This is a genomic window from Hoeflea phototrophica DFL-43, from assembly GCF_000154705.2.
Classification (GTDB): domain Bacteria; phylum Pseudomonadota; class Alphaproteobacteria; order Rhizobiales; family Rhizobiaceae; genus Hoeflea; species Hoeflea phototrophica.
In genome coordinates, this window is record NZ_CM002917.1 from 386,112 (window position 1) to 411,634 (window position 25,523).

Annotated in this window: 30 protein-coding genes; 15 read left to right on the forward strand and 15 right to left on the reverse strand. The window is 60.6% G+C overall.

The genetic code is table 11. The features are described from left to right. Positions 1-4 precede the first annotated feature (4 nt). Positions 5-469 carry a PTS IIA-like nitrogen regulatory protein PtsN gene (gene ptsN / locus HPDFL43_RS01835; RefSeq protein ID WP_007199854.1) on the forward strand — a complete coding sequence of 155 codons (465 nt, stop codon included), beginning with the start codon at positions 5-7 and terminating at the stop codon, positions 467-469. A gap of 22 nt (positions 470-491) precedes the next feature. Here the strand turns inward: ptsN and HPDFL43_RS01840 are convergent, their stop codons facing one another. Then, on the reverse strand, positions 492-749 hold the full coding sequence (locus HPDFL43_RS01840) for a BQ00720 family protein (RefSeq protein WP_007199855.1): 258 nt from the start codon (positions 747-749) through the stop codon (positions 492-494). 55 nt (positions 750-804) lie between these two features. Next, a complete protein-coding gene (locus tag HPDFL43_RS01845; RefSeq protein WP_007199856.1) occupies positions 805-1,236 on the reverse strand; it encodes an Hsp20 family protein in 432 nt (143 codons plus the stop codon). Positions 1,237-1,396: 160 nt separating this feature from the next. Between HPDFL43_RS01845 and HPDFL43_RS01850 the strand changes: the two genes are divergently transcribed. Continuing rightward, a complete protein-coding gene (locus HPDFL43_RS01850; RefSeq protein ID WP_007199857.1) occupies positions 1,397-2,335 on the forward strand; it encodes a nucleoside hydrolase in 939 nt (312 codons plus the stop codon). A gap of 6 nt (positions 2,336-2,341) precedes the next feature. On the opposite strand, the gene HPDFL43_RS01855 is transcribed toward HPDFL43_RS01850, so the two are convergent. Further along, the gene (locus HPDFL43_RS01855) at positions 2,342-3,241 is read right to left on the reverse strand and encodes a ribokinase (RefSeq protein WP_156970157.1); all 900 of its coding nucleotides are present in this window, start codon (positions 3,239-3,241) and stop codon (positions 2,342-2,344) included. An 80-nt stretch (positions 3,242-3,321) separates the two neighbouring features. After that, entirely contained in the window at positions 3,322-4,608 is a 1,287-nt protein-coding gene (locus HPDFL43_RS01860) for a DNA recombination protein RmuC (RefSeq protein WP_007199859.1), read from the reverse strand. Positions 4,609-4,733: 125 nt separating this feature from the next. On the opposite strand from HPDFL43_RS01860, the gene def reads away from it, so the two are divergent. From def to HPDFL43_RS01880, 5 genes are all read left to right on the forward strand, one after another. Continuing rightward, positions 4,734-5,252: a peptide deformylase gene (def, locus tag HPDFL43_RS01865; RefSeq protein WP_007199860.1), complete on the forward strand. Its 519-nt coding sequence runs from the start codon at positions 4,734-4,736 to the stop codon at positions 5,250-5,252. 121 nt (positions 5,253-5,373) lie between these two features. Continuing rightward, on the forward strand, positions 5,374-6,318 hold the full coding sequence (gene fmt, locus HPDFL43_RS01870; protein ID WP_007199861.1) for a methionyl-tRNA formyltransferase: 945 nt from the start codon (positions 5,374-5,376) through the stop codon (positions 6,316-6,318). Further along, on the forward strand, positions 6,318-7,085 hold the full coding sequence (gene truA / locus HPDFL43_RS01875) for a tRNA pseudouridine(38-40) synthase TruA (RefSeq protein WP_007199862.1): 768 nt from the start codon (positions 6,318-6,320) through the stop codon (positions 7,083-7,085). The genes fmt and truA overlap by 1 nt, the downstream gene beginning before the upstream one ends. A gap of 346 nt (positions 7,086-7,431) precedes the next feature. After that, entirely contained in the window at positions 7,432-7,587 is a 156-nt protein-coding gene (locus tag HPDFL43_RS21845) for a hypothetical protein (RefSeq protein WP_007199863.1), read from the forward strand. After that, positions 7,587-8,057 (forward strand): chemotaxis protein CheW, encoded by a 471-nt coding sequence (locus HPDFL43_RS01880; protein ID WP_007199864.1) that lies wholly within the window; start codon positions 7,587-7,589, stop codon positions 8,055-8,057. Before HPDFL43_RS21845 ends, HPDFL43_RS01880 begins: the two co-directional genes overlap by 1 nt. Before the next feature lie 145 nt (positions 8,058-8,202). On the opposite strand, the gene HPDFL43_RS01885 is transcribed toward HPDFL43_RS01880, so the two are convergent. The 4 genes from HPDFL43_RS01885 to dapD form a co-directional block, all read right to left on the reverse strand. Further along, a complete protein-coding gene (locus tag HPDFL43_RS01885) occupies positions 8,203-8,808 on the reverse strand; it encodes a hypothetical protein (RefSeq protein WP_007199865.1) in 606 nt (201 codons plus the stop codon). Between the two features lie 2 nt (positions 8,809-8,810). After that, positions 8,811-10,007 carry a succinyl-diaminopimelate desuccinylase gene (dapE, locus tag HPDFL43_RS01890; protein WP_007199866.1) on the reverse strand — a complete coding sequence of 399 codons (1,197 nt, stop codon included), beginning with the start codon at positions 10,005-10,007 and terminating at the stop codon, positions 8,811-8,813. A gap of 63 nt (positions 10,008-10,070) precedes the next feature. Next, complete coding sequence (locus HPDFL43_RS01895) at positions 10,071-10,451, reverse strand: DUF805 domain-containing protein (RefSeq protein WP_084594551.1); 381 nt, start codon at positions 10,449-10,451, stop codon at positions 10,071-10,073. A gap of 6 nt (positions 10,452-10,457) precedes the next feature. After that, positions 10,458-11,312, reverse strand: coding sequence for a 2,3,4,5-tetrahydropyridine-2,6-dicarboxylate N-succinyltransferase (gene dapD / locus HPDFL43_RS01900; protein ID WP_040448911.1), 855 nt, complete (start codon positions 11,310-11,312; stop codon positions 10,458-10,460). Positions 11,313-11,460: 148 nt separating this feature from the next. Here dapD and HPDFL43_RS01905 point away from each other — a divergent pair, with 148 nt between their 5' ends. Then, the gene (locus HPDFL43_RS01905; RefSeq protein WP_007199869.1) at positions 11,461-12,303 is read left to right on the forward strand and encodes an LOG family protein; all 843 of its coding nucleotides are present in this window, start codon (positions 11,461-11,463) and stop codon (positions 12,301-12,303) included. 94 nt (positions 12,304-12,397) lie between these two features. Here the strand turns inward: HPDFL43_RS01905 and HPDFL43_RS01910 are convergent, their stop codons facing one another. Both HPDFL43_RS01910 and HPDFL43_RS01915 read right to left on the reverse strand, forming a co-directional pair. Continuing rightward, positions 12,398-12,988, reverse strand: coding sequence for an EF-hand domain-containing protein (locus HPDFL43_RS01910; protein ID WP_007199870.1), 591 nt, complete (start codon positions 12,986-12,988; stop codon positions 12,398-12,400). A 137-nt stretch (positions 12,989-13,125) separates the two neighbouring features. After that, positions 13,126-13,821, reverse strand: coding sequence for a pyrimidine 5'-nucleotidase (locus tag HPDFL43_RS01915; RefSeq protein WP_007199871.1), 696 nt, complete (start codon positions 13,819-13,821; stop codon positions 13,126-13,128). Between the two features lie 169 nt (positions 13,822-13,990). Between HPDFL43_RS01915 and HPDFL43_RS01920 the strand changes: the two genes are divergently transcribed. The 3 genes from HPDFL43_RS01920 to HPDFL43_RS01930 all read left to right on the forward strand — a co-directional run bounded on the left by HPDFL43_RS01920 (position 13,991) and on the right by HPDFL43_RS01930 (position 16,891). Next, entirely contained in the window at positions 13,991-14,374 is a 384-nt protein-coding gene (locus tag HPDFL43_RS01920; RefSeq protein WP_007199872.1) for a hypothetical protein, read from the forward strand. Positions 14,375-14,599: 225 nt separating this feature from the next. After that, positions 14,600-15,502: a DMT family transporter gene (locus HPDFL43_RS01925; protein WP_040449514.1), complete on the forward strand. Its 903-nt coding sequence runs from the start codon at positions 14,600-14,602 to the stop codon at positions 15,500-15,502. A 72-nt stretch (positions 15,503-15,574) separates the two neighbouring features. Beyond that, the gene (locus HPDFL43_RS01930) at positions 15,575-16,891 is read left to right on the forward strand and encodes an alpha/beta hydrolase (RefSeq protein WP_156970158.1); all 1,317 of its coding nucleotides are present in this window, start codon (positions 15,575-15,577) and stop codon (positions 16,889-16,891) included. Between the two features lie 166 nt (positions 16,892-17,057). On the opposite strand, the gene argB is transcribed toward HPDFL43_RS01930, so the two are convergent. Continuing rightward, a complete protein-coding gene (argB, locus tag HPDFL43_RS01935; RefSeq protein WP_007199875.1) occupies positions 17,058-17,954 on the reverse strand; it encodes an acetylglutamate kinase in 897 nt (298 codons plus the stop codon). 250 nt (positions 17,955-18,204) lie between these two features. Here argB and msrB point away from each other — a divergent pair, with 250 nt between their 5' ends. Then, the gene (gene msrB / locus HPDFL43_RS01940; protein WP_007199876.1) at positions 18,205-18,714 is read left to right on the forward strand and encodes a peptide-methionine (R)-S-oxide reductase MsrB; all 510 of its coding nucleotides are present in this window, start codon (positions 18,205-18,207) and stop codon (positions 18,712-18,714) included. 14 nt (positions 18,715-18,728) lie between these two features. On the opposite strand, the gene yihA is transcribed toward msrB, so the two are convergent. The 4 genes from yihA to rpmH form a co-directional block, all read right to left on the reverse strand. After that, positions 18,729-19,379 (reverse strand): ribosome biogenesis GTP-binding protein YihA/YsxC, encoded by a 651-nt coding sequence (yihA, locus tag HPDFL43_RS01945; RefSeq protein WP_040449517.1) that lies wholly within the window; start codon positions 19,377-19,379, stop codon positions 18,729-18,731. Between the two features lie 84 nt (positions 19,380-19,463). Then, a complete protein-coding gene (yidC, locus tag HPDFL43_RS01950; RefSeq protein ID WP_007199878.1) occupies positions 19,464-21,281 on the reverse strand; it encodes a membrane protein insertase YidC in 1,818 nt (605 codons plus the stop codon). A 21-nt stretch (positions 21,282-21,302) separates the two neighbouring features. Then, complete coding sequence (gene rnpA / locus HPDFL43_RS01955) at positions 21,303-21,731, reverse strand: ribonuclease P protein component (RefSeq protein ID WP_007199879.1); 429 nt, start codon at positions 21,729-21,731, stop codon at positions 21,303-21,305. 35 nt (positions 21,732-21,766) lie between these two features. Continuing rightward, positions 21,767-21,904, reverse strand: a complete 138-nt coding sequence (gene rpmH / locus HPDFL43_RS21565) for a 50S ribosomal protein L34 (RefSeq protein WP_007199880.1) — start codon at positions 21,902-21,904, stop codon at positions 21,767-21,769. A gap of 316 nt (positions 21,905-22,220) precedes the next feature. On the opposite strand from rpmH, the gene HPDFL43_RS01960 reads away from it, so the two are divergent. The 3 genes from HPDFL43_RS01960 to HPDFL43_RS01970 all read left to right on the forward strand — a co-directional run bounded on the left by HPDFL43_RS01960 (position 22,221) and on the right by HPDFL43_RS01970 (position 25,516). Then, entirely contained in the window at positions 22,221-23,030 is an 810-nt protein-coding gene (locus HPDFL43_RS01960) for a DUF547 domain-containing protein (RefSeq protein WP_007199881.1), read from the forward strand. A 206-nt stretch (positions 23,031-23,236) separates the two neighbouring features. Continuing rightward, positions 23,237-23,989: a TVP38/TMEM64 family protein gene (locus HPDFL43_RS01965; protein WP_007199883.1), complete on the forward strand. Its 753-nt coding sequence runs from the start codon at positions 23,237-23,239 to the stop codon at positions 23,987-23,989. A gap of 96 nt (positions 23,990-24,085) precedes the next feature. Further along, positions 24,086-25,516 (forward strand): dihydrolipoyl dehydrogenase family protein, encoded by a 1,431-nt coding sequence (locus tag HPDFL43_RS01970; RefSeq protein WP_007199884.1) that lies wholly within the window; start codon positions 24,086-24,088, stop codon positions 25,514-25,516. Positions 25,517-25,523: the final 7 nt, after the last annotated feature.

Below are 25,523 nucleotides of genomic sequence, written 5' to 3' on the forward strand. Positions count from 1 at the left end.
TAACATGGCGCTTGCTGACCTGATTGCGCAGAACTCCGTTCTGCCTGCGCTCAAGGCAAACTCCAAGAAACAGCTCTTGCAGGAATTGGCTGCCAAGGCCTCGGAGGTCACCGGGCTTGCCGAGCGTGAAGTGTTTGACGTGATTCTGCAGCGTGAGCGGCTGGGCTCAACCGGCGTGGGCAATGGCATTGCCATTCCCCACGGCAAGTTGCCGTCGCTGGACCGGATTATCGGTGTGTTTGCACGGCTTGATCAGCCGGTGGATTTTGAGGCGCTGGACGACCAGCCGGTTGATCTGGTGTTTCTGCTGCTGGCGCCGGAGGGCGCGGGCGCTGACCATCTCAAGGCGCTTTCACGCATCGCGCGTGTGATGCGCGACAGTGAGATGGTGGCCAAGCTGCGCGCCACCGACGACGCGGCGTCGCTTTACGCTTTTCTTGCCGAAGAGCCGGAATCCAACGCCGCCTGAGGTTTTCTCCGGCCGGAATCCTTTAGTGCAGGCAAACGGTTTTCAACTCGTCTTCGGCCGCGCGGTAGAACGTGCTTGACCGGTTGTCGGTCAGCAGGATTGGCGTGCCGTCGGCACCGAACAGGGCCCACAGCTCCACGCCTGGATCCAGTTCCGGCGCTTCGGGGAACTTGGCGAGCACGTCTTCCGAGCGCATCTTTCGGATATAGCCAACCTTTCCAGCGCCGAGCAGCGCCAGATCCTGGGCGGAGAGTTGGGTTTTCCCCGATTTGGCAATCATGTCGATTTCCTTCGGTTTGGGGCAGGAAGCATCCTGCAGAATCGAACCTTGAAACTCAGTCTCGAACCGAAATGTTAATTTTTCGCACCATACGTTCGGGTTCGGGTCGAATAAGGTCAACCGAAAGCAAGCCGTTCTTCAATTCCGCACCGACAACCTGCATGCCATCGGCAAGCACGAACATGCGCTGGAACTGCCGGGCTGCGATGCCGCGATGCAGATATTCCCGCCCTTCCACCTCGGCCTGGCGGCCTCGGATCACCAACTGGTTCTCCTCGGTTGTGACATCCAGGTCTTCCTCGCAGAAGCCCGCGACTGCAAGCGTGATGCGCAACCGATCGGCGTTCGAACCGTCTGCTGAAGCGCGAATGCGCTCGATATTGTAGGGCGGGTAGCCTTCCGATCCCTTGGCGATCCGCTCAAGGGTCTTTTCCATGGTATCGAAGCCCAGCAGAAGCGGGCTAGAAAAGGGAGTCATGCGCGACATGGCTTGTCCTCGTTCTCAAGCGACAGGCGCCGGACCCTTACTGGCATCCGGCCTGGCGCTAATATGGGAACTTGAAAGCGCCTGCGCAAGAACCTTGCCCGCCGCTGGTCGGGATGAATAGTGTGGCGCGAAATCGAATCGCCAGCTCCGGAGACACGCCATGACGCCACGCAAGATCATCATCGATACAGATCCAGGTCAGGACGATGCGGCAGCCATCATGCTGGCATTTGCAAGCCCGGAGCTTGAGGTGCTTGGTATTACCGCCGTTGCAGGCAACGTGCCGCTCTCACGCACCGCGCTGAACGCCCGCATCGTGGCCGAGATAAGCGGACGCTCCGACATTCCGGTCTATGCCGGTGCCGAGGCGCCACTCAAGCGCAAGCTGGTGACGGCTGAACATGTGCATGGCAAGACCGGTCTTGATGGCGTTGACATCTTTGAGCCGGCGCGGCCGCTGGAACAGGCTCATGCTGTCGATTTCATCATTGAAACGCTGCGCACCAATCCGGAAAAGACAATCACATTGTGCCCGCTAGGCCCGCTGACCAACATCGCCATGGCGTTTGAGCGGGCGCCTGACACCATCGCGCGGGTTGCGCAGATCGTGCTGATGGGCGGCGGCTTTTTTGAGGGCGGCAACATCACCCCCGCGGCAGAGTTCAACATCTATGTCGATCCGGAATCCGCCAAGATCGTGTTTGCCGCGGGCGTTCCGATCACCATGATGCCGCTTGATGTCACCCACAAGGTTCTTACCACGCGGACGCGGGTCGACCGTCTCAGAGCCAACGGCAACCGGGCCTCGCTTGAAATGGCCAGCATGTTGGAATTCTTCGAGCGTTATGACGAGCAGAAATATGGTACCGATGGTGGCCCGCTGCATGATCCGACCGTGATCGCCTGGCTGATTGACCCGGAGATGTTTACCGGGCGCAACTGCAATGTCGAAATCGAGACCGGCTCCGAGCTGACCCTGGGCGCCACGGTGGTCGACTGGTGGAAGGTCACCGGCCGCAAGGAGAATGCACTAGTGATCGGCGACGTTGATGCCGACCGGTTTTTTGATCTGTTCATCGAGCGGCTTGGCCGGCTCTGAGGCGGATCACAGCCGGGCGTCGACGTCCTCAGCCAGCGGGATAGACGGCTGTGCGCCCGGTGTAAGACAAGCGAGCGCACCGGCAGCGGCTGCGCGGCGCACGGCCTCTTCAAATGCCATGCCGGCGTCCAGGCCCTGTGCAAGGTAGCCGCAGAATGTGTCGCCCGCGCCCACAGTGTCCACAGGCGCAATTTTCAGCGAGGGAACGTGGCCGCTGCGACCATCCCTGGCCCAGAGGACGCCGTCGCCACCCAGGGTGATGATCAGGCATTGCCCGCTCCGGTCATGCAGGGCTTCGAGCTCGGCCTTCACCTCTGCCAGGGCCTCCACCGGGCGGCCCGAGAGCCGGGCGAATTCGGTCTCATTTGCAATCACAATGTCAGCCAGAGGCGCAAGGCGCTCCACCGCATCGGTCAGCGGTGCGATGTTGAGAATGCTGCGTACACCCCTTGCCCGCGAGGCTTCAAGCGCTGCGCGCACGGCAGCTTCGGGGATTTCCATCTGCAACAGCACGGTGTCGCCCGAAGACATCGCGGCGACTGCGTCACTGGCATCCTGGGCGCTCACCTGGCCGTTGGCACCGGGGATCACCACGATCACGTTCTCGCCGTCACCACCCACGAGGATCAGCGCGATGCCGGTCGCGCCTTCAAGTCCGCGCACGCCGCCAAGATCGGTGCCGGCCGCCTCAAGAAGCGCAAGCGCCTCTGCGGCGAAAGCATCATTGCCGGTGGCACCCACCATCTTGGTCGAAGCGCCTGCGCGACGGGCCGCGAGCGCCTGGTTGGCACCCTTGCCGCCGGGCGCTGTGGTGAAATCGGACCCGGACACCGTCTCGCCGGGTGCGGGCAACCGCGCTGTCGTGCCGATAAGGTCCATGTTGATCGAACCAATGACAGTGATCATGGCGCTCTCCCTTTTGCTGACGGCTGCAGGCCGCATTGCCGACCGACTGTTTGTCACAGGCCAGGACCCGGGAAAAGGCTTTAGTCGTCCTCATCCACCACCCGCAACTTGAGTGTCGAGGACCGTGGTTCGAACTTTGGAGCCGGATCTGGGGTAGGCGGTGCTTGCTGTTCGGTTTGGGGCGAATCTGTCTGCTCGGCATCATTCTTGAGCTGGGCAAATTCGAGCGCTTCGATCCGCGAGCCGCGCTTGGTGAGCTTGTCCGATGAGGTCAGGATCAGATCGACATCCTTCTGCGCCATGGAAAAATGTGCCTGAAGCTTGCGGGTGCGGTCATCGAGGCGTGACAGGTCCTCCATCAGCCGCACCACCTCGCCCTGGATCAGATGTGCCTGTTCGCGCATTCGCGCATCTTTTAGGATGGCCTGGATCACCTGGATCGACAGCATCAGAAGCGAGGGCGAGACAATCACCACCCGCGCCCGGTGCGCCCGCTGCACGATCGCTTCCAGGGTCTCGTGAATCTCAGCGAAGATCGATTCCGACGGCACGAACAGAAAGGCCGTGTCCTGGGTTTCCCCCGCAATCAGGTATTTTTCAGAGATGTCGCGGATATGCACTTCCATGTCCCTGCGAAAGCGCTGCTGCGCGGCCTGAAAGGCCTGCTCGCCGAGCGCCTCGGCCTGCGCCTCACGCATGGCGTTCCATGCCTCGAGCGGAAATTTGGCGTCGATCACCAGATCCGGCGCGCCATTGGGCATCTTCACGGTGCAATCGGGCCGGGTGCCGTTCGAAAGGGTAGGCTGGAAGCGGAACGCGCCCATCGGCAGCCCATCCTGGACAATGGTTTCCATCCGCGACTGGCCGAAGGCGCCGCGGGTCTGCTTGTTCGACAGGATCGCCTGCAGCCCGACCACATCGCGTGCCAGCGACTGGATGTTGGACTGGGCCGTGTCGATCGCAGCCAGGCGCTCCTGAAGCCGCGCCAGATTCTCGTGGGTGGCGCGGGTCTGGTCCGTCAGTGTCGAGCCGATCCGCTGTGTCATACCGTCAAGGCGCTGGCCGATGGCCTGGTTGAGTTCGGCCTGCCGCGCGCCGAAGACCTCGGCCATGGTTCCCATCCGGCCCTGCATTTCAGCTTGCGCCTTGAGGATCTCGGCAAGCCGTGCCTCCGCCTGGGCGGCGCGCGCTGCTGCCTCGGCATTGATTTGCGCCCGTGCCCGGTTCGAGCGCCCCAGCGCCAGCGTCAGCCAGACAACAAGCAGCAACACGGCGATTGCCAAACCAAACAGCGACTGGCCAAGCGTGATCGCGAGTCCATTGAGCTCGAAAACGGGTGTCAGAAACGGGTTTGCCGGATTTTCCATCCAGCAAGCCTAGCTGATTCTGACTTGAATGCCAGATCAAAACAGGAACAACCGCGACGCGACGCCCCTTCTTGGCCGGCCTTGCCCGATTGACGCGGGGCCTGTCAGTGATTATTTCACCTCTCATGACCATCAAGCCTCTCGTCCTTTTGCCCGATCCTATTCTGCGCCAGCAAAGCCTGCCGGTGGAGCGCGTTGATGCGGAACTCGAGGGCTTCATCGATGACATGCTCGAGACCATGTATGACGCGCCCGGCATCGGTCTGGCCGCCATCCAGGTCGGTGTGCCGCGGCGGCTTCTGGTGATCGATGTGGCCGGCAAGGACGAGCCGAAAAGCCCGCAAGTGTTCATCAACCCCGAAGTGGTCGCCACCGGTGATGGCATCAGCGTCTATGAGGAAGGCTGCCTGTCGATCCCGGACTATTATGCCGATGTTGAACGTCCGGAAACGATCACGGTCAAATATCTCGGTCGCGACGGCAAGGAGCATACCACCGAGGCCGACGGGCTGCTCGCCACCTGCCTGCAGCATGAGATCGATCATTTGAACGGCGTCTTGTTCATCGACCACATCTCCAAGCTCAAGCGCGACATGGTGGTGCGCAAGTTCACCAAGCTCGCCAAGCAGCGCATGACGGCTTAACTCGGCCAACGCCGCGTCCGCGGCGTCAGGCATCACGTGCGGCTTCGCCGGGCTTGACCTGACGCTTGAAAACCCGTTTGAACACGGGCGTTGATCAACGCCAGACCACGGACAAACATCATTGCCCTTGCGCATCATCTTCATGGGAACACCGGCCTATGCCGTTCCGACGCTGCAGGCACTGCATGAGGCCGGGCACGAGATCGTCGCGGTCTATTCGCAGCCGCCGCGTCCCGCCGGCCGCCGCGGGCTCGAACTCAAGCCGTCTCCTGTGCATGAAGCCGCTGAAGGTCTTGGCATTCCGGTGTTCACCCCCAAAAGCCTGAAATCGGATGAAGAGCAAGCGGCATTCAAGGCGCTTGAAGCGGATGCCGCGGTGGTCGTCGCCTACGGTCTCCTGCTGCCCAAGCCGGTGCTTGACGCGCCGCGCCTGGGGGCCTGGAACGGCCACGCCTCGCTGTTGCCGCGCTGGCGTGGCGCGGCCCCGATCCAGCGCGCAATCATGGCCGGCGACACCACCACCGGCGTGATGATCATGCAGATGGATGTGGGGCTCGACACCGGCCCGGTGGCGCTGACCCAAACCGTGGACATTTCCGCCAGCATGACGACCGGCGAGCTTCACGACACCCTGGCCGGAGTGACCGCTAAGCTGATGACGGACGCCATGGCGCGGCTTGAGCGCGGTGAGCTGCCGGTTCGTGTCCAGCCCGAGCAAGGCGTGAGCTACGCGGCAAAGATCTCCAAGGAGGAGACGCGCGTGGACTTCACCCGGACTGCTCTGGATGTGCACAACCACATCCGCGGTCTGGCTCCGGCGCCTGGCGCCTGGTTCGAATTGCAAACAGGGGATCGGGCCGAACGGGTGAAGCTGCTTGCCTCCGGGGTGGTTGCGGGCGGTGCGCAAGGCGAGGTGCCCGGCACCGTCCTGGACGAACAATTGACCATTGCCTGTGGCGAGGGCGCAGTACGGCTTCTCCGGCTGCAGAAGGCCGGCGGCAAGCCGCTGTCGGCGCAGGACTTTCTGCGCGGAACGCCGGTTGCTCCCGGCGCGGTGATCGGCTGATGCCGCGCTATCGCCTCGACATCGAGTATGACGGCAGCGGATATGCCGGATGGCAGCGTCAGGATGATCATCCTTCGATCCAGCAGGCGATCGAGACTGCGATCCACGGCTTTTGCGGCCAGGCTGTTAGCATTCGCGGCGCCGGCCGCACGGATGCAGGTGTGCATGCATGGGGCCAGGTCGCCCATGTCGATCTTGAAAACCAGTGGTCCGACGACACCGTTCGTGACGCGATCAACGCGCATCTGCAGATGGCACGTGAGCGGGTTGCCATCCTCGCCGCCCGTGAGGTACCTGAAGATTTTGACGCACGGTTTTCAGCGACCAGGCGGCACTATGTCTACCGCATCATCTGCCGTCGCGCACCGCTGGTGATCGAGAAGAACCGGGCACTCTGGTCGCCGCGCCCGCTTGATGCCGAAGCCATGCACGAGGCCGCGCAACGGCTGGTCGGCCGGCATGATTTCACCACCTTCCGTTCGGTGCAGTGCCAGGCGGACTCGCCGGTCCGTTCGCTTGACCGGCTTGATGTGACCAGAGGCGGCTTCGACGGGCTGATCGAGATCCACGCCACAGCGCGCAGCTTTCTGCACAATCAGATCCGCTCTTTTGCAGGAACCCTGCGCCTGGTGGGTGAAGGAAAATGGACTGCCGACGATGTGCAGATCGCACTGGAGGCCCGCTCGCGCAAGGCCTGTGGTCCGGTGGCAGCACCTGAAGGGCTCTACTTCAGGCAGGTCGACTATGATGGGTTGTTTCCGGTCTGACTGCTCCATCAAATCGCTTCGAGCCAAGGATGAACGGCTCCGAACTCTCCAAACCATCAAAATTTGAGGGTGAGAGCGGAATTCAAGCACTTGCTTAACCGAATAATAACCTGAAACACGGAAAGCTGCTTTCACCAGAAGCTGCGAGCAATTCGCTGCGTGCATGAAGCTGTTCTGGATAGCCTGCGTTGGCAGGCATGTCGGCGACTTCAAACCAGTTTCTGGATGTACATGGGTCTTTTGCGCACATCGCCGCTCTCGGCAATTCTGCTGACGATTATGTCAGTGGGTTCGAGCGCGACGGGGGGATTAAAGGACCCGATGACGCACGTGCCGGAGAGCTTTGATGCGTGACAAGCTCAAAAGCTCCGCACCAGTCCTGTATGGCAGGTTGGTCTACGCGTCAGCCGCCAGCAACATGGTCAAACCGGTCGCCCGAACACTTGATGTCGCGATTGCAGAAACAAACACAGGGTCTCAGGACAACTGGGAGAAATTTTGATGCAAGAAAACACCAACAATGCAGCACAGTCCGGTTATCTGGAAATCATCTCGTTTCACCTTGGCGAACAGGTGTTCTGCGTCAACATCATGGCTGTCCGCGAAATCCGTGGCTGGGCCCCGTCGACAACCCTGCCGCACACTCCACCGCACGTGCTGGGCGTGATCAACCTTCGCGGTTCGGTTATCCCGGTCATCGACATGGCGATCCGGCTCGGACTAAAGCCGATCGAGCCAACCGAACGTTCGGCCATCATCGTCACCAATATTGCCGGCAAGCTCGTCGGGCTGCTGGTTGAAAATGTGTCGGACATGATCACCGTCAACGAATCCGAATTGCAGCCGGCTCCGGATGTTCTCCCGGCCGCCGAACGGGCGCTGACCAAGGCGATCATCCCGGTCGACAAGCAGATGATCTGCTACCTCGATCTCGACACGCTGTTTGCCGATACGGAAGACGAAGCGGCCTGATCAGCTCGGCTGCAAGGACCGCGCGCTGGGCGCGGGACCCGATCCGATAGACCGGCGTGCTCAAATGGTTCATTTGAACGACACGCACAGATATGATTGCCGTTTTTGAGGCGCCGCACATTCAAGAGGATGGGCGGCGCTTTTGCTATTCGCCGCTCAGCGCCGTGAACGCGAACTCGGAGATGGTCAATCCGGATACCACCATCAGCGCGGTGATGAAGACGGCGATCATCGTTTCGCCTCCGACAGCGATCCGGGTGACCCGGTAATAGAGCCCGATAACAATCACATAGACCGCGAGCGAGATGATCGCGCTTAGCCCGTCGGGCACCGGTGCAAGATAGCGAAGGGCGGCGGGGAAGAAGCCGATATAGGCCGAAAAAAGCCCGAACCAGTTGTTGACCACCACCAGCCGCGTGAACTTGTCGGCCATGCCGAACAACTGCGTGACCGCCAGCAGCATGATCGCTGGCAGCACCCAGGCAGCCACATCAAAGGCGGTCGAGGTAAGGAAGAAACCCAGATAGTCACCGGCGCTTTCCGGCCTCGTGTCAGGGGAAGCGCGCCACATTCCGGTCCACAGGAAACATTGCACAGGCCAGGCCCAGGCAAAGGCGCCGAACGAGCGCCAGAAACCATCGGAAGAGACATCGAACAGCTTGAGTCCTTCGGGGCGTTTGAGGCTCAGGTAAAACAGTCCGGCGATGGATCGCCCGGCTTCTGCGCGAGAGGGAATCAGCCCCGCCGCCACGCTCAGTGCGCTCCCGCGCGGTCGAACCAGCGCTCCAGAAACAGCTCATAGATGCCCGTCAGGGCTTCGAGATCCGACACCGCAACCCGTTCGTCGACCATATGCATGGTCTTGCCCACCAGACCGAACTCCACCACGGGGCAATAGTCCTTGATGAACCGCGCATCCGAGGTGCCGCCGGTGGTCGACAGCGCGGGTGTGCGTCCGGTCGCTTCGGTGACCGCATTGGACAGCGCCTCGATCAAAGGCGCGTCATGGGTCAGGAATGAGGATGACGGCCGGTCGGCGAACTTGACCGTGTAGCGCACCTTCTCCTGCCCGGTCCGTGAACTTCCTCCCCCAGATGCCTGTTCGATCCGCGCACGCAGTTCCGCCTTGAGGCTTTCCGCAGTCCATTGATCGTTGAAACGGATGTTGAATTTCGCCGTGCAGCGCGCCGGGATCACATTGGTGGCTGTGTTGCCGGTGTCGATCGAGGTGATTTCCAGATTGGACGGCGGGAATCGCTCATTGCCGGCATCCAGCGGCGGATCGATCAGCGCCGAAGCCAGTGCCATCATGCCGGGAAGCGGATTGTCCGCCAGGTGCGGATAGGCCACATGGCCTTGAACGCCTTCAACCGTCAGTGTGCCCGACAGCGAACCGCGGCGGCCGATCTTGATCATGTCGCCAAGCTGATCGGGGTTTGTCGGCTCACCAACCACCGCTGCATCCCAGCGCTCGCCCTTGCCTGCGGCATGGACCAGCAGCTTTTCGGTGCCATTGATCGATGGGCCTTCCTCATCGCCTGTGATCAGCAGCGAAACCGAGCCCTTGAGCGGGCCTTTTCGTTCAATCAGCCGCGCCAGTGCGGAGACGAAGCAGGCAATGCCGCCCTTCATGTCGACTGCGCCGCGGCCATACATCTCACCGTCAACGATGTCGGCGGAAAACGGTCCTTGTGTCCAGGCCTCAGCATCGCCCACCGGAACCACATCAGTATGTCCGGCAAACATCAGATGCGGACCCTCGGAGCCGAGCCTTGAGTAGAGGTTCTCGACATCCGGCGTGCCTTCATCGGAGAAGGTCACCCGGTCATTGGCAAAGCCCAATTCGCTGAGCATTCCGGCAAGCTCTGTCAGCGCGCCGCCTTCCTCGGGGGTCACCGAGGGACAACGGATCAGGGCGGTCAAGGTCTGGGTTGGATCGGTAAGTTTCATGCACCGTGATTAGACGATTGCCCCATGGCTGTCGACTGTTCCAATGCGTCTGGAGCCAACAGCTCAATATCCGGGTTGATCCGATCCAGGGCCGTGGCGGTTCGGGCCCTTGTCAGAGCGCCAGAACATGATGACAAGGAGAACAAGGAAAGACGCGGCCGGGATCACCAGTCCGATAACCAGCATCCCCGGCAAACCGGCATCATGCAGCCGCTTGATCGACATGACGGCGATCGACCAGGCTCCGGTTACGCAGACCAGAATGAATCCGAGGCCCGCCAGAGCCAGCGATGTGCTGTCATCAGGCGCGTTGGCTGCAGCTGACACCGTTATGCTGAGGCTGAGCGTCCAAAACAGCAAGGCCCAGGCGTAGGTTCGGCGCGATAGCCGCCCCGACACGCTGAACAGCAGCCAGCGCATTCCGGGTACGGGGCGCAGAGCCATTCGTGCTCAGTCCCGAAGCAGTTCGTTGATGCCGGTCTTCGAGCGGGTTTGAGCGTCGACTGTTTTGACGATGACCGCACAATAGAGGTTTGGCGCGGTCGCGCCGTTGCCCATGGTGCCAGATGACGGCATGGAACCTGCCACTACCACCGAATAGGGCGGAACCTCGCCATAGCCGATCTCGCCGGTCATGCGGTTGACGATGCGGGTTGACTTGCCGATGTAGACGCCCATCCCCAGCACCGAGCCTTCGCGCACAATGCAGCCTTCGACCACTTCGGAGCGCGCGCCGATGAAGCAATTGTCCTCAATGATCGTGGGGCCGGCCTGCAACGGCTCCAGCACGCCGCCGATGCCGACGCCGCCCGACAGATGCACATTCTTGCCAATCTGCGCGCAGGAGCCGACCGTGGCCCAGCCGTCAACCATCGAGCCCTCATCGACATAGGCGCCGAGATTGACGAATGAGGGCATCAGAACAACGTTCTTGCCGATGAACGAGCCGCGCCGGACGATTGAGCCTGGCACCGCACGGAAGCCTGAGCGTTCAAATTCATTGGCGCTCCAGCCCTCGAACTTGGATGGCACCTTGTCCCACCAGACCGCGTCGCCGGGACCGCCCTTGATGATTTCCATCGGGTTGAGCCGGAACGACAGAAGCACCGCTTTCTTGAGCCATTGATTGACTGTCCACGTGCCGTCATCGCCGCGCACAGCCACCCGCGCCTCGCCGCGATCAAGCAGATTGAGCGCTTCGTCAACGGCCTCGCGGACCTCGCCGCGTGTCGAAACAGAGACCGAGTCCCTGTTGTCAAAGGCAGTTTCGATGGTGGAGGCAAGCGCTGCCATATCATGCTTCATCGTGGCGATTCCTTAAGGTTCGACGTCTAGTGTGGGCTAAACAAAGCGCAGGGAGCCAGACCGCCTGCGCCAATGCACTTCTCCTAAGCGAGCCGGGCCGCGGGGTCAATTCCGGTGCTGTTGGGAGCGACGAAATGGGGACTTTGAGATGAATGCTGACCGAACCGACCAGATCTGGGACCCGCTTTCAGACAGCCGCGAAGACCGTCGACGGGCCGAGCGGCAACCCAAAACACCGCAATCCACCTCGCCGTCCTACCGTCTGGCCTATGCAGATGATGATTTTCTGTGCCGCGACGAACTCAGGCCCGTGCGGTTGCAGCTGGAGCTGCTCAAACCTGAAATGATACTGACTGAAGCGGGCATCCGCTCGACCGTCGTCATGTTTGGCGGTGCGCGGATCCCCGAGCCGGGCAAGGCGCCCTGGGCTGCCAAGAACGAGACCCAGGCAAAGAACCTTACCGCCGCGGCGAAGTATTATGAGGAAGCCCGGAGCTTTGCGCGGCTGTGCTCAACCCATTCGCAGTCCAAGGAGGCGCGGGAGTTCGTTGTCGTTACCGGTGGCGGTCCGGGCGTGATGGAAGCAGGCAATCGCGGTGCCCACGATGTCGGCGCCAAATCCATCGGGCTCAATGTGGTGCTGCCGCACGAACAGGCGCCCAACGCCTATGTGACACCTGAGTTGAGCCTGAACTTCCACTATTTTGCCATCCGCAAGATGCATTTCCTGATGCGGGCCAAGGCCATCACGATTTTCCCGGGCGGCTTTGGCACGCTTGATGAGCTGTTCGAATCGCTCACCCTGATCCAGACCAAACGCATGGAGCACGTGCCGCTGATTCTGTTCGGGTCGGAGTTCTGGAATTCGATTGTCGATTTTCAGGCGCTCGCGGATTTCGGAACGATCGCACCCGAGGACCTGGACCTTCTGAGGTTTGTCGACACGGCAGATGAGGCCTGGGCGATCATAGAGCGTCATTACGGGTTGTAGACGCAAAGATCTGATCGAATGAAAAAGCCGGCCCGGATTTGAGAATCCGGATCGGCCATTTTGATTGAGATGATTTGCCAATCAGCCTCGAGGCTTAGTTCTTGCCGGCCTTGTTGCGATAGAAATCAGTCACATCGATTTTGTCGTCGCCATTGCGGTCGAACCGTTCGAACATCCTTGTTTCCACTGCTGCAAACTCTTCAGCGCTGACTTCGCCATTGTTGTCTGCATCAAGCCGCTCGATGCTTGGTCCGCCATGGCGTCCCATGCCCCGGCCTTCGCCGCGTTTACCGTCACCACGGCCCGCATGCTCCCGGCCCATCTTGCCTTCGCCACGTTTGCCGTGCCGTTCGGCGCGGCGCTCTTCGCGTTCCTTCTTGCGCTCGGCACGCATCTCTTCGCGCGCCTGGTCGCGTTCGGCGCGGCGGACTTCAGCCAGTGCGGCCAGTTCGTCCTCACTGAGCGTTCCGGACTGATCGGCATCGACACTGTTGAACATGGCTGTGCGATGTGCCGAGATTTCCTCGCGTTCGATCGCGCCATTGCCGTTCGCATCAAAGCGCTCGATGATGCGCTCGATCCGCGGGCCACCATGGTGCCCCTTGCTCTGCTGCGCGGCGATTGCCGGAACGGCGACGGAAGCAGCCATGATGGCGGCGAGTGTGGTGAGTAGGGTCTTTTTCATCTGGGAGGTCCTTGATTGGGGATATCTGTTTGCCGCCCCAATGTGCGTGTTGCCACCCGTGACCGCCACTTAAAGCCCTGTAATGTAGATTAAATCTTGGAAAGGTTGGCGAACCGCCGTGGCTGATCCGGCGCCCGTCAGGCCGTCGCAGCCTTCAAGAAAGCGGTCAGATCGTCGGTGATGTGATGGATATGAGCGCCGTCCTTGCCCTCGTGTTCCCAGACCTCGTCAAGCACCACATCGATGTTTCTCGGCACGATCAGCACCGTGCGCATACCCAGTTGATGCGGGGCGACGAGATTGCGCGGCAGATCCTCGAACATGGCCGCCCGGTCGCTGTGCACGCCGTGCCGGGCGAGAAACCGGTCATAGGTTTCAGGCGCCGGTTTGGGCTTCAGGTCCGCGGCAACGATGTCGAAGATTTCGTCGAAATGGTCGAGAATCCCCAGAGCCGCCGCTGTGCGTTCGGCATGTGGAGTGTCGCCATTGGTGAAGATGAATTTGCGGCCCGGCAGTGCCCGGATCGCGTTGCCCAGTTCCGGATCCGGCTTGACCCAGGAGTAGTCGATATCATGCACTTTCTCGAGAAAGTCGTTGGGGTCGATGCCGTGATGCAGCATCAGCCCCTGCAATGTGGTGCCGTGCTCGCGGTAATACTTCTTCTGCAGGGCGCGCGCTGCGTCATGTTCGAGATCCAGAAGCTCGCGCACGAACTGCGTCATCTTCTTGTCGATCTGCGAGAACAAGTCGGTGTGACGCGGGTAGAGGGTGTTGTCGAGATCAAACACCCATTCGGTCACATGGGCGAAGTCGGCAGCGGCGGGAAGGGTCATGCAGGATCCTGATTGAACGGTGCGGAGTGGGTTGCTGTCGGGGGGCTGAATTGTTGGGTGACGGATTAACACAAAATTGGTGTTGAAGCTAAACCGGATGGCAAGGCTTGTGACCTAGGCTTCTCTCATCAGGGGTCAAGTCGTTTGGCTCGTTCAAGGGAAGAAGGCCATGTCGTTGGACGGCGCTCAGGCATCAAGGATAGGCAAGGTGGCCAAGGTCGCCGCTGCAGCGGTATCCGTGTCGCTGTTGTCAACCGCCGCTTTCTTGCTGTGGCTTGAGGGCGGACTCACACTCAGGCCCTTGGTGGCCGCCTCGATCTGCGCTCTTGTGCTGACAGTTCCAGTAACGCTTTTCATTCTGGACCAGGTCGACAAGCTGCACCGGGCCGATGCTGATCTTGCCGAAGCCCGGCGTCAGCTCTTCGCGATTCATCTGGAGCTTCAGCAGGCTCAGCAAACGGTGGAGTCCGAGCAATTGGCAGGTGAGGTCGAATGCGAGACTCCCGCGCCGGCAGATGCCCCCATCGCGAGACCGCTTCAAGGGTTTGCCTGAAGCCGGGATGAGCCTGCCCCAAAGGCCAGTCTGTTCGTTTAACACCCTCATTGCATTGTCAAACACCGGCCAAAGCGCCTATGGATGGTGCTCGGTTCACAGGCGCTTGCCGGACTGACCCCAGCTTCCCGGCAGAATGCCGTGGTCTTGCGGACCAATGTTCCTCGCACGGGCATGATCGAGCCGGGTTGGTGTGCGGGCAACGCGCTGCAAATGCGGTTCGACATGGAAACCTGGGTCCTTATCACCATTACGGCGGCGTTCCTTCAGAACATACGCTCGGTTCTTCAGAAGCATCTCAAGGGCGTGATGGGCACCACCGGTGCCACCTTCGTGCGCTTTGGCTTCGGTCTGCCCTTTGCGCTGGGGTTTGTTGTCCTGCTTGTCGTGGTGATGGGCGACCGGCTGCCGGCACCTACGCCTGCCTTCCTTATCTGGGTCACGTTGGGCGGGCTCGCCCAGATCGCCGGTCAGGCGCTGCTGATCCAGATGTTTGGCCACCGCAATTTCACCGTTGGCACTGCCTATTCGCGCACCGAGCCGGCGCAGGCCGCCGTTTTCGGACTGATCTTTCTGGGAGACCGTCTCAGCTCCGCGACAGTGCTTGCGATTGCGATCAGCCTTGTCGGCGTGGTTTTGATATCGGTGGCGCGCTCAGCAACTAATGCTGCGGCGCTGATCCGTTCGGTGTTTTCGCGCACCGCCGCCCTTGGACTGGTCTCTGGTGCGGCCTTCGGCCTTGCGGCGGTCAGTTACCGCGCCGCATCATTGTCGCTCGGTGGCCCCAATTTCATGATGCAGGCGGCAGTCACCTTGCTTGCCGCGATTTTCCTGCAGACCTGCGTGATGCTGATCTTCATGCGGTTGCGGGAACCGGATGAGCTCGGGCGCATCCGTGCCGCATGGAAAATTTCGGCGCTGGTTGGCCTGGTTGGGGCCAGTGCCTCCTTCGGCTGGTTCATGGCGATGACCCTGCAAACCGCCGCCGCGGTCAAGGCTCTGGCCCAGATCGAGATGATCTTCACCTTCGCCTCCTCAGTGCTGATTTTCCGCGAACACGTCAACAGACTTGAAATTTCTGGCTGTATCCTCATTGTAGCAGGCATACTCGTGCTGTTGCTGGTGTGATCTGTCATGCCGAAGCGGAACAGCGTGGAAACCGCCATCTTGACCTCTGAAGCCCCGGGATTATCTGTGCCGATGCAAAATTCGACCGAGGCACAAAAGCGATGGGGCAATCCCCTCAAACGAGCTGCAGCAGCTTCACTGTTGTTGTTTATGGCCGGTTGCGCCGGTCCGCTTCAAGGTGTGCTGGTCCCCATCGCTCAGACAGATCCCGATGCTACCGAACTCTCGATCCTGGTCGCCACAACACGCGCACCATCGGACAATCCGGGCCTGCTCTATAGCGGTGAGCGCGGTACTCAGATCGATTTCAATGAGCTTGTCGTGTCCATCCCGCCGGACCGGAACCGCAAGATCGGCGAGGTGCAGTGGCCCAAGAAGATGCCACCAGACCCGTCGCGGGATTTTGCCACGATTTCAGCCAATCAGTTTCATACCGTCGACGAGGTGAAGGCCTGGTACCAGCGCAACAAGTCTGCCAACGGGCGCGTGCTGTTGTTTGTCCACGGCTTCAACACACGCTATGAAGATGCGGTTTACCGCTATGCCCAGATCGCTCATGACAGCCAAACCGATGCCACACCAGTTATGTTCACCTGGCCTTCCCGCGGCTCCGTGTTCGACTATGGGTACGACAAGGAGAGCACAAACTATTCCCGGTCTGCGCTTGAAGCCTTGCTGACTGGTGCGGTGGCTGTCCCCGAGATCAAGGAAATCACCATTCTGGCTCACTCCATGGGCACCTGGCTGACAGTGGAAGCGCTGCGGCAGATGGCCATCCGCCATGGTGCAATTCCTCCAAAAATCTCCGATGTCATCCTGGCTTCACCTGATCTTGATGTTGACGTCTTCAAACAGCAAATCGTCGACATGGGTCCAAAGCGGCCCAAATTCACGGTGTTCGTGTCCAAGGACGACCGGGCCTTGACCTTGTCCCGCAGGATTTCCGGCAACATTGACAGACTTGGCCAGATCGATATCAGCAATCCGGTCTACCGTGACGGCCTCGAGAGCGCTGGGATTACGGTTTTCGATCTGTCTGCACTGAAGGTCAGTGACGGGCTCAACCATTCCAAGTTTGCGGAAAGTCCGGAAGTGGTGAGGCTCTTGGGTCAGCGTCTCATCGATGGCCAGGAAGTCACCAACACGGAAGTTAGCCTTGGCACGGAACTGGGCGCATCAACGATGACCCTTTCAAACGCCATTGGCTCAGTTGCGGGTGCTGCTATCACGGCTCCGATTGCCATTCTCGACCCGCAATCCCGCGATGCCCTCAATGCGCAAACCAGGCGATTTGGCCAAGGGATAGGCGCCGCCGGCCTGACTCCGAACCTCTCCGGGACTCTTCCCGGGGCGAATGAATGCAATCCGCGGGTAACGAGCTGCCCCTGAAGCCCCTCATGCCTGACCGGAAGCTGGCGACGCACCCAAAACGGTAAGCTGGCAGACGTTTTTTTGCTTTCTCGTCTTGAGAGCCGACCATTGGATTGGATTCGCAGGCTGTCAAAAAATGCGTGTTCGTTGTCTATCAACTGAATTCAAGAGCTTAAGACATGCATTAAGGGACCAGCAGCGTTCCCGCGCCATGTGCGGTGAACAGCTCGAGCAGCACCGCATGTGGCGTCTTGCCATTGAGAATGACCACGCCCTTCACGCCCCTCTCGATAGCCTCGATACAGGTCTCCACCTTGGGGATCATGCCGCCCGAGATCGTGCCGTCGGCGATCAGCGCCCGGGCCTCGGAGACGGTCAGCTCGTCAATCAGCTTGCCCTGCTTGTCGAGAACGCCCGGCACATCGGTGAGGAACAGCAGTCGTGAAGCCTCCACCGCTCCCGCGATGGCGCCGGCAAAGGTGTCTGCATTGATATTGTAGGTGTGTCCGTCGCGGCCAGGCGCGACCGGAGCCAGCACCGGGATCATCTCTGACTTGGCTAGAAGGTCGAGCAGGGTGCGGTCGACTTCCACCGGTTCGCCGACAAAGCCCAGATCAAGCACGCGCTCGATGTTGGAATCGGGGTCGGTCATGGTCTTGTGGGCTTTCTCGGCATAGACCATGTTGCCGTCCTTGCCACACAGTCCGATCGCCCATTCGCCCTCGGCATTGATCAGCGCGACGATTTCCTTGTTGATCGAACCCGCCAGCACCATCTCTACGATTGCGACGGTCTTCTCGTCGGTGACCCGCAATCCGCCTTCGAATTTTGACTCGATCCCCATCTTGGCAAGCATCGCCGCGATCTGCGGGCCGCCGCCATGCACCACGATCGGATTGACTCCCGACTGCTTCAACAGCGCTATATCCTGCGCGAACGCCTTGCCCAGACCGGCATCACCCATGGCATGGCCGCCATATTTGACCACCACTGTTTTGTTCTCATAGCGCTGCATGAAGGGCAGCGCCTCGGCGAGCAGGCGAGCTTGAGTGGCAGCATTTTCGCTGGTGGTGTCTGACATTGGCGCGTCGTCCCGTTGCGGCACCAGCGCCCGGCATCGGGTCCGATGCTGAAGGGCTGCTCGCCTGTGTTGTTTAATCCCGAGCGCTGTTTAGCGGCAAAGACGGCTTTCTTCAATCTGGACTGAAACCAAAGAGCTATTTTCGCGACGATTGATCCGGTTCACCGGCTCGTCACGCCCAAGTGAAGTCTTGTGCTTGGCCTTTTCAGGCTTGCTGCATTAGCTTCCAGTCATGACGAGGAGAAAGCTCATGAAGATGACAAAGGCACTGGGCCGTCGTGCCTTGCTGGCCACCAGCGCTACTGGACTGGCACTGTCGGTGTTTGGTCGCGGGCTGCTGCCCGCCAATGCATCCGAGTTCGAATTCACATTGAGCGAGGAGCAATGGCGCGCCAGACTGACGCCGAAGCAGTATGGAATTCTGCGGGAAGAAGACACCGAGCGGCCCTTCACCAGCGCGCTCAACAATGAAAAGCGCAAGGGCATGTACCATTGCGCGGGCTGCGATCTGCCGGTCTATTCATCTCAGACGAAGTATGACAGCGGCACCGGCTGGCCGAGTTTCTGGGAAGCGGAAGCAGATGCCGTACGCACCAAACCCGACCGGACCCTGTTCGGTGTCTACACGGAAGTGCACTGCCGGCGCTGCGGTGGGCATTTCGGCCATATCTTTGACGATGGCCCGCCACCGACCGGCAAGCGCCATTGCATCAACGGTTTTGCGCTGAGCTTCAATCCGGCGGCTGATCAGAGCAGCTGATCGCGCGCTCGGCTCTAAACGGTGATTGCCAGGGCGATGGCGATCCTGAGATCGTCAACGCCGTTGGCTTTTTCCGACGAGGTGGCAAGCACCTCCGGATAGGCCGCAGGCCGCCGCTTGAGCTTGTTCAGTGTCTCGCCGATCAGCCGGGGCACGCCCGCTTCCTTGATCTTGTCGGTCTTGGTCAAGACCACCTGATAAGACATCGCTGCCTTGTCGAGCAGGTCCATGACCTCCTCGTCGTTCTTCTTGATGCCGTGGCGGGAATCGATCAGCAGATAGACCCGTTTCAGGGTTGAGCGTCCGCGCATGTAGTCGAATACAAGCTTGGTCCAGAGATCGACCTGCTCCTTGGGGGCCTTGGCATAGCCATAGCCCGGCATGTCGACCAGAGCCATGGGTGGCAGGTCATCTTCGGCTCCGGAGTAGCCGCCCGGGACGAAGTAGTTCAGCTCCTGGGTTCGGCCCGGCGTGTTGGAGGTTCTCGCCAGACCCTTCGCGCCCACAAGCGCGTTGATCAGCGAGGATTTGCCAACATTCGAGCGGCCCGCGAATGCGATTTCCGGTGGGCCTTCCGGCGGCAGGAATTTCAGTGACGGCACGCCGCGGATGAAAACCCAAGGCTTTGCGAAAAGCGTGGCCGAAAGCTCTCGTGCCGCCTGCATGGCCGGATCTGCTGACAGTGTGGTCATCGTTCCGGCCACCTTCCTTTTCTAAGGCGCCGCGCATCCAATCGAGCGCGACACAGGTTAGGTCTGCTTGTCTTTGGGCTTGAACAGAGCCATGAGATTGTCCCACAGCTCGATCTTTGCGCCCTGGCGCTTCATGATGAAGCCCTGCTGCAGGATCGACAATGTGTTGTTCCAGGCCCAGTAGATCACCAGACCGGCAGGGAAGGTCGCCAGCATGAAGGTGAACACCACCGGCATCCAGGTGAAAATCATCGCCTGTGTCGGATCCGGCGGTGTCGGGTTCATCCGCATCTGCAGGAACATGGTGATGCCCATGATCAACGGCCAGACGCCGATCAGCAGGAAGCCCGGGACATCATATGGCAGCAGGCCAAACAGGTTGAACAGCGAGGTCGGATCCGGCGCAGACAGGTCCTGGATCCAGCCGAAGAACGGCGCGTGCCGCATCTCGATGGTGACATAGAGCACCTTGTAGAGCGCGAAGAACACCGGGATCTGCAACAGCACCGGCCAGCAGCCTGCCACCGGGTTGATCTTCTCTTTCTTGTAGAGCTCCATCATGCCCTGCTGCAGCGCCATGCGGTCGTCGCCATGCTTGGCCTTGAGCTCTTCAAGCTTGGGCTGCACCTTCTTCATGTTCGCCATGGAGACGTAGGACTTGTTGGCAAGCGGGAAGAAGATGAGCTTGACGATGACGGTCGTTGCCAGAATGGCGAGACCGAAATTGCCCAGCAACTTGAACAGAAAGTCGATCATCCAGAACATCGGCTTGGTGATGAAGTAGAACCAGCCCCAGTCGATCATCAGGTCGAAATTCAGGATGTTGAACTGGCTTTCATAACCCTCGATGATCGGCACTTCCTTGGCGCCGGCAAACACCAGTGTGGTCGAGGTCACGCTGCCGCCTGCGGCAATTGCCTGGGCGTCGGTGCGGAAGTCGGCCTGATAGCGTGCGCGGCCATCGGTGAAATGTGCAAACCGCGTGTCGAAGCCCGCACCCTGCGGCGGCACAAGGGCTGCAGCCCAGTACTTGTCGGTAATGCCCATCCAGCCGGCAGTGGCTTTGGGCTGAGCCAAGATCGGGGTTTCCTCGACATCGGAGTAGTCGATTTCCTGCAAGCCCTCTTCGCCGATCACGCCGATCAGGCCTTCATGCAGCACATAGATACCAGCTGTCTGGGGGCGGAAGAACCGTGTCACCCGGCCATAGCCGGCGACAGACGCAGTCTGGCTCGACGAATTGGAGATCGTATCTTCGAACTGAAACAGGAAATGATCGTCAACAGAGATCTTGCGGGTAAACAGCAGGCCCGCCCCATTGTCGTAGGTCAGGGTTACAGGTGAGCCTTGCGTCAGCGTCTGTCCGGGCGCCGCACTCCAGACCGTGTCTGGTCCGGGCGCAGGGCCTGAGTCCGCGTCAGCAATGAAGCCGACTTCCGCGAAATAGCCGTCTGCCTGCTGCGCCGGGCTGAACAGCCGGATATTGGGGCTCTCGGGATCAATCGTCTCGCGGTATTCGCTCAAAAGCAGGTCGTCGATCCGCGCACCGGTCAGGTTGATCGAACCGCTCAGTGCCGGCGTATCGATGGCAATCCGTTCCGACTGGGCAAGCGCATCCTCGCGCGACAGGCCGGTTTCGGGCGCGACCACGCCGGGCATTGCCGTCTCACCACCGGGTGCGGAGCCGCTGACGGCGCCCGGGGTCGTCGTACCAGCGCCGGTTGCGCCCGGCTGGGTGGCCGCCTGCTCGGCCTGAAGAGCCTGCGCAGCTTCGCGCTCGCGCTCGATCTTCGGGGAAACATAGAGATATTGCCAGCCAATAAGAACAAGCACCGACAAGAGAATTGCGACGAAATAATTACGGTTGGTTTCCATCACTCATTCCTGGTGGCCGGCTTACGCGCCTGGCGTTCTGGTGTTGTCCTTGGCGCGCGGCTTAGAAGCTGAGCGCTTGTGTCTGGGCCGCGGTGAGGTGACGCTGTCCTGGACCCGTTCGCTCAGGGCTTGAACCAGCCGGTCGAAGGGTGCCTTCAGCGTGTCTCGCCGCGCGACCACCACATAGTCATGTCCGGGCCTGAATGGAACCCCTGCCAGATGTCGCACCGCTTCACGCAGCCTGCGGCGCATGCGGTTTCTCTCGACCGCATTGCCCTGCTTCTTGGTTACGGTGTAACCGATCCGGGGTGCTTTGTCGGCGAGGCCGCGGTCCAGGGTTTCAAGCAGAAAGAAGGGACCGCGCAGCCGAGTGCCCTTTTGGACAGCGAGGAAATCCGGCCGGTTTTTGAGCCGCCCGGGTTTCTTGGTGGTGGGGTCGTCTTGCGCCACGCGATCATCTTCCTTCGCGGGCCAGTCGTCAGCGATCAGGCCGACAGACGATTGCGCCCACGGGCGCGGCGAGCCTGGATGACCTTGCGGCCGCCCTTGGTTGCCATGCGTGCACGGAAGCCGTGACGCCGCTTGCGAACAAGCTTGGAGGGTTGGTAAGTACGCTTTGGCATTTATTTTAACACCGCGGTGTGCGGCCCTTCTTGGTACGTAGGCGTTTGGATAATCCGTCCGCAATTAAATGCTCCCGGAAACCGGAAAGCTTCCACGGACGGGCGGGTATAGTCGCAATCGAGCCCGAAAGTCAATGCATCGCCAGGTGTGAACGGCGACGGCGTCGAACATGGTTGCGCGGTCACTTCCGTTCACAAGCCGGTGACACGCAAGCTGTCTGACTTGTCACAGCCGCGTGGCTGCGCAAGGTGTTCGCATAGACGGGTCGGATCTTAAGCGACCTGACCCTCGCCGGATGAAAGGACGCCCATCGCCATGGATTTTGACCGCCGTTCCATCATTGTTGGCTTGGCAAGCCTAGCCGCCGCTCCTGTTCTCGGGCCGTTGCCCGCCACCGCGGCGCTGACCGGCTTCAGGCCTGCGGGGCAGGGCCGTGTTGATCACTCGGCCTATGATGCTCTGCTGAAAGCTTTCGTGAAGCCCGATGCCGAGGGCTACAACCGGGTCGACTATCGCGGCGTCAAATCACAGCTGAGTGCGCTCAGGGCATACCTGGCCGCACTCCAGGCCGTCAATCCGGTGTCTTTGTCGCGCGATGAAGCGCACGCCTACTGGATCAATCTCTACAATGCCAAGACCCTCGAAGTGGTCGCCGAGGCCTATCCGGTGACCTCTATCAAGAAGATCAATCTGGGTGGGTCGTTCCTGTTCGGCTCCGGCCCCTGGAAAGCCAAGCTGATGAGCGTCAATGCAACCGAGTTGTCGCTTGATGATGTCGAGCACGAGATTGTCCGGGCGCTGTTCAATGATCCGATGTCCCATTACGGACTGAACTGCGCCTCCTATTCCTGCCCCAACCTGGCCACCAGCGCCTACACCGGCGCCAATATCAATCAATTGCTCAGGCAAACCGGGGTCGATTACGTCAATCATCCGCGCGGGGTCAGTGTCAGCAAGGGCCGCATCACCGCCTCCAAGATCTATTCCTGGTACGCAGGCGATTTCGGCGGCAAGGGCAAGCTCAAGAGCCATTGGATGAGTCTCGCGTCACCCGACAAGGCCGCGCTGATCGCAGATGCGCGAATTTCAGGCTATGAGTATGACTGGGGCATCAACGCGGTATAGGTGTTGCAACGCGGTGCTCACAGCCGTGTGAATGAGGGGCGCGTGTTTCTCACGCGAGTTTGGGAATTGGGGAGGAATTGTCATTGGCCTTTGTTGGAGCGAGTCTCTAGCCAGATTTCAGGAGCATCGGCCGCGTCATGTCGCCGATCTGAAACCGGAGAAAGCCGATGACTGTCCATTCCCCGTCAAGCCAATTGGAATCAGCCATGGCCAACAAAGAAGACGTCGCGCAAGCCACCGGCAAACCGGTCTGGCGTAAATTCCTGCCGCTTGGAGTGGTCGCCGCCGGTCTCGCCGCGGGCTATGCCGCCGGTTTGCAGGACTATCTTTCGCTCCAGGCCCTGGCCGAGCAGCGCGAGACCCTCAAGGCCTATGTTGCCGAGAACCAGGTAGGATCGGCCATCGGCTTCGTTGTCGCCTATGCACTTGCCGTGGCTTTCTCGTTCCCGGCGGCGTCCATCCTGACGATCTTCGCAGGCTTCCTGTTCGGGTGGCTGCTTGGCGGTGCACTGACTGCGATTGCTGCGACCATCGGGGCCGCCGCAATCTTCCTGGCAGCCAAGTCCGCATTCGGTGATGTCCTGCGAAAACGTGCAGGGCCGTTTGCCGCCAAGCTTGCCGAGGGGTTCGCCAAGGATGCCTTCGGATATCTTTTTGTGCTGCGTCTAGCACCTGTGTTTCCGTTTTTCATCATGAACATTGCGCCGGCATTTTTCGACATCAAGCTGCGCACCTATGTGGCGGCGACCTTTCTCGGAATTCTGCCGGGGACCTTCGCCTATGCCTGGCTCGGCCAGGGTCTCGACAGCGTCATTGTTTCGGCAGCCGCGGCAGGCCGTGAAGTTTCGATCAGTGATCTGGTGACGCCCGAAATCACCTTCGCCTTTGCCGGGCTTGCAATTGTTGCTGCGATCCCCACCATTGTTCGCAAAGTTCGGGGCCGCTCGCCGGCTGCGTAACAGACGGACTGCGTGTTCAGCATCAATCCGCTTGCGGGCAGCGAAACAGGCCCCGGCATCTCATTGAGCTTTCCCTTGATTTGAAAGAACCATCCCATGACCACCCGATTGACACCAGACATTTGCGTAATTGGCGGCGGCTCCGGCGGCCTTTCAGTGGCCGCTGCCGCTGCTGCTTTCGGTGTCGAAGTGGTTCTCATCGAGAAGGGCAAGATGGGCGGCGACTGCCTCAACTATGGCTGCGTGCCGTCAAAGGCGATGATCGCGGCGGGCAAGCACGCCCATGCCATCGCCGAGGCGCCGCAATTCGGGGTCTTGGCCGGCGAGGCCAAGGTCGATTTCCGCAAGGTGCACAAGCACATCCATTCCGTCATCGGCGCCATTGCCCCCAATGATTCCGTCGAGCGGTTTCGCGCCATGGGCGTCAATGTGATTGAGTCCGCGGCGCATTTCACCGACAAGTCCACGGTGGTTGCCGGAGATACCGAAATCCGCGCCCGCCGTTTCGTGATCGCCACCGGGTCCTCGGCTTTCGTGCCGCCGATTCCCGGACTTGATACCGTCGACTATCTGACCAACGAGACCCTGTTCGAACGCACCCGCGCGCCAAAACATCTCATTGTGATCGGCGGCGGCCCGATCGGCATGGAAATGGCCCAGGCCCATCGGCGTCTGGGGGCCGAGGTCACCGTGATCGAGGGTTTGAAGGCGCTGGGCAAGGATGATCCGGAACTCGCCGCCATCGTGCTCGACAATATCCGGGCCGAAGGCGTGGCGGTCCTTGAAGGTTCCAAGGTGACCCTGGTCGAGAAGCGCGGCAAGACCGGTGTCCGGGTCCATTATGAGAGCGAAAGCGGAGCTGGCCATGTCGACGGTTCCGACCTGCTTGTGGCCGCGGGCCGCCTCGCCAATGTCGAGGGCCTTGGACTGGACAAGGCCGGGATCGAGCACGATCGCCGCGGCATCAAGGTCGGCGCCAACCTGCGCAGCTCCAACAGCCGCGTCTATGCCATTGGCGATGTGGCCGGAGGGCTGCAGTTCACCCATGTCGCGGGCTACCATGCGGGCCTGGTGGTGCAGCAGATCCTGTTCCGCGCCCCGGCCAAGGAGAACCGCGACATCATCCCCTGGGCCACCTACACCGATCCCGAACTGGCCCATGTGGGCCTGACCGAGGAGGAAGCGGCCAAGCGCCATCGCGGCCGCATCTCCGTGCTGCGCTGGCCCTATGCGGAGAACGATCGCGCCCAGTCCGAGCGCAAGACCACGGGCCTGATCAAGATGGTGGTCGATCGAAAGGCACGGATTCTGGGCGTCTCCATTGCCGGCGCCGGCGCTGGTGAGATGATCAACATGTGGGCGCTGGCCATCGCCAATGGCATGAAGCTCAAGGATGTTCGCGGCTATGTGCCGCCCTATCCGACAATGGCCGAGATTGGAAAACGGGCCGCGATCACCTATTATACACCGATGACCCGCAAACCGTTCGTGCGTTGGATCGTGCGTTTCCTCAGGCGCTTCGGCTGAGGGGGAA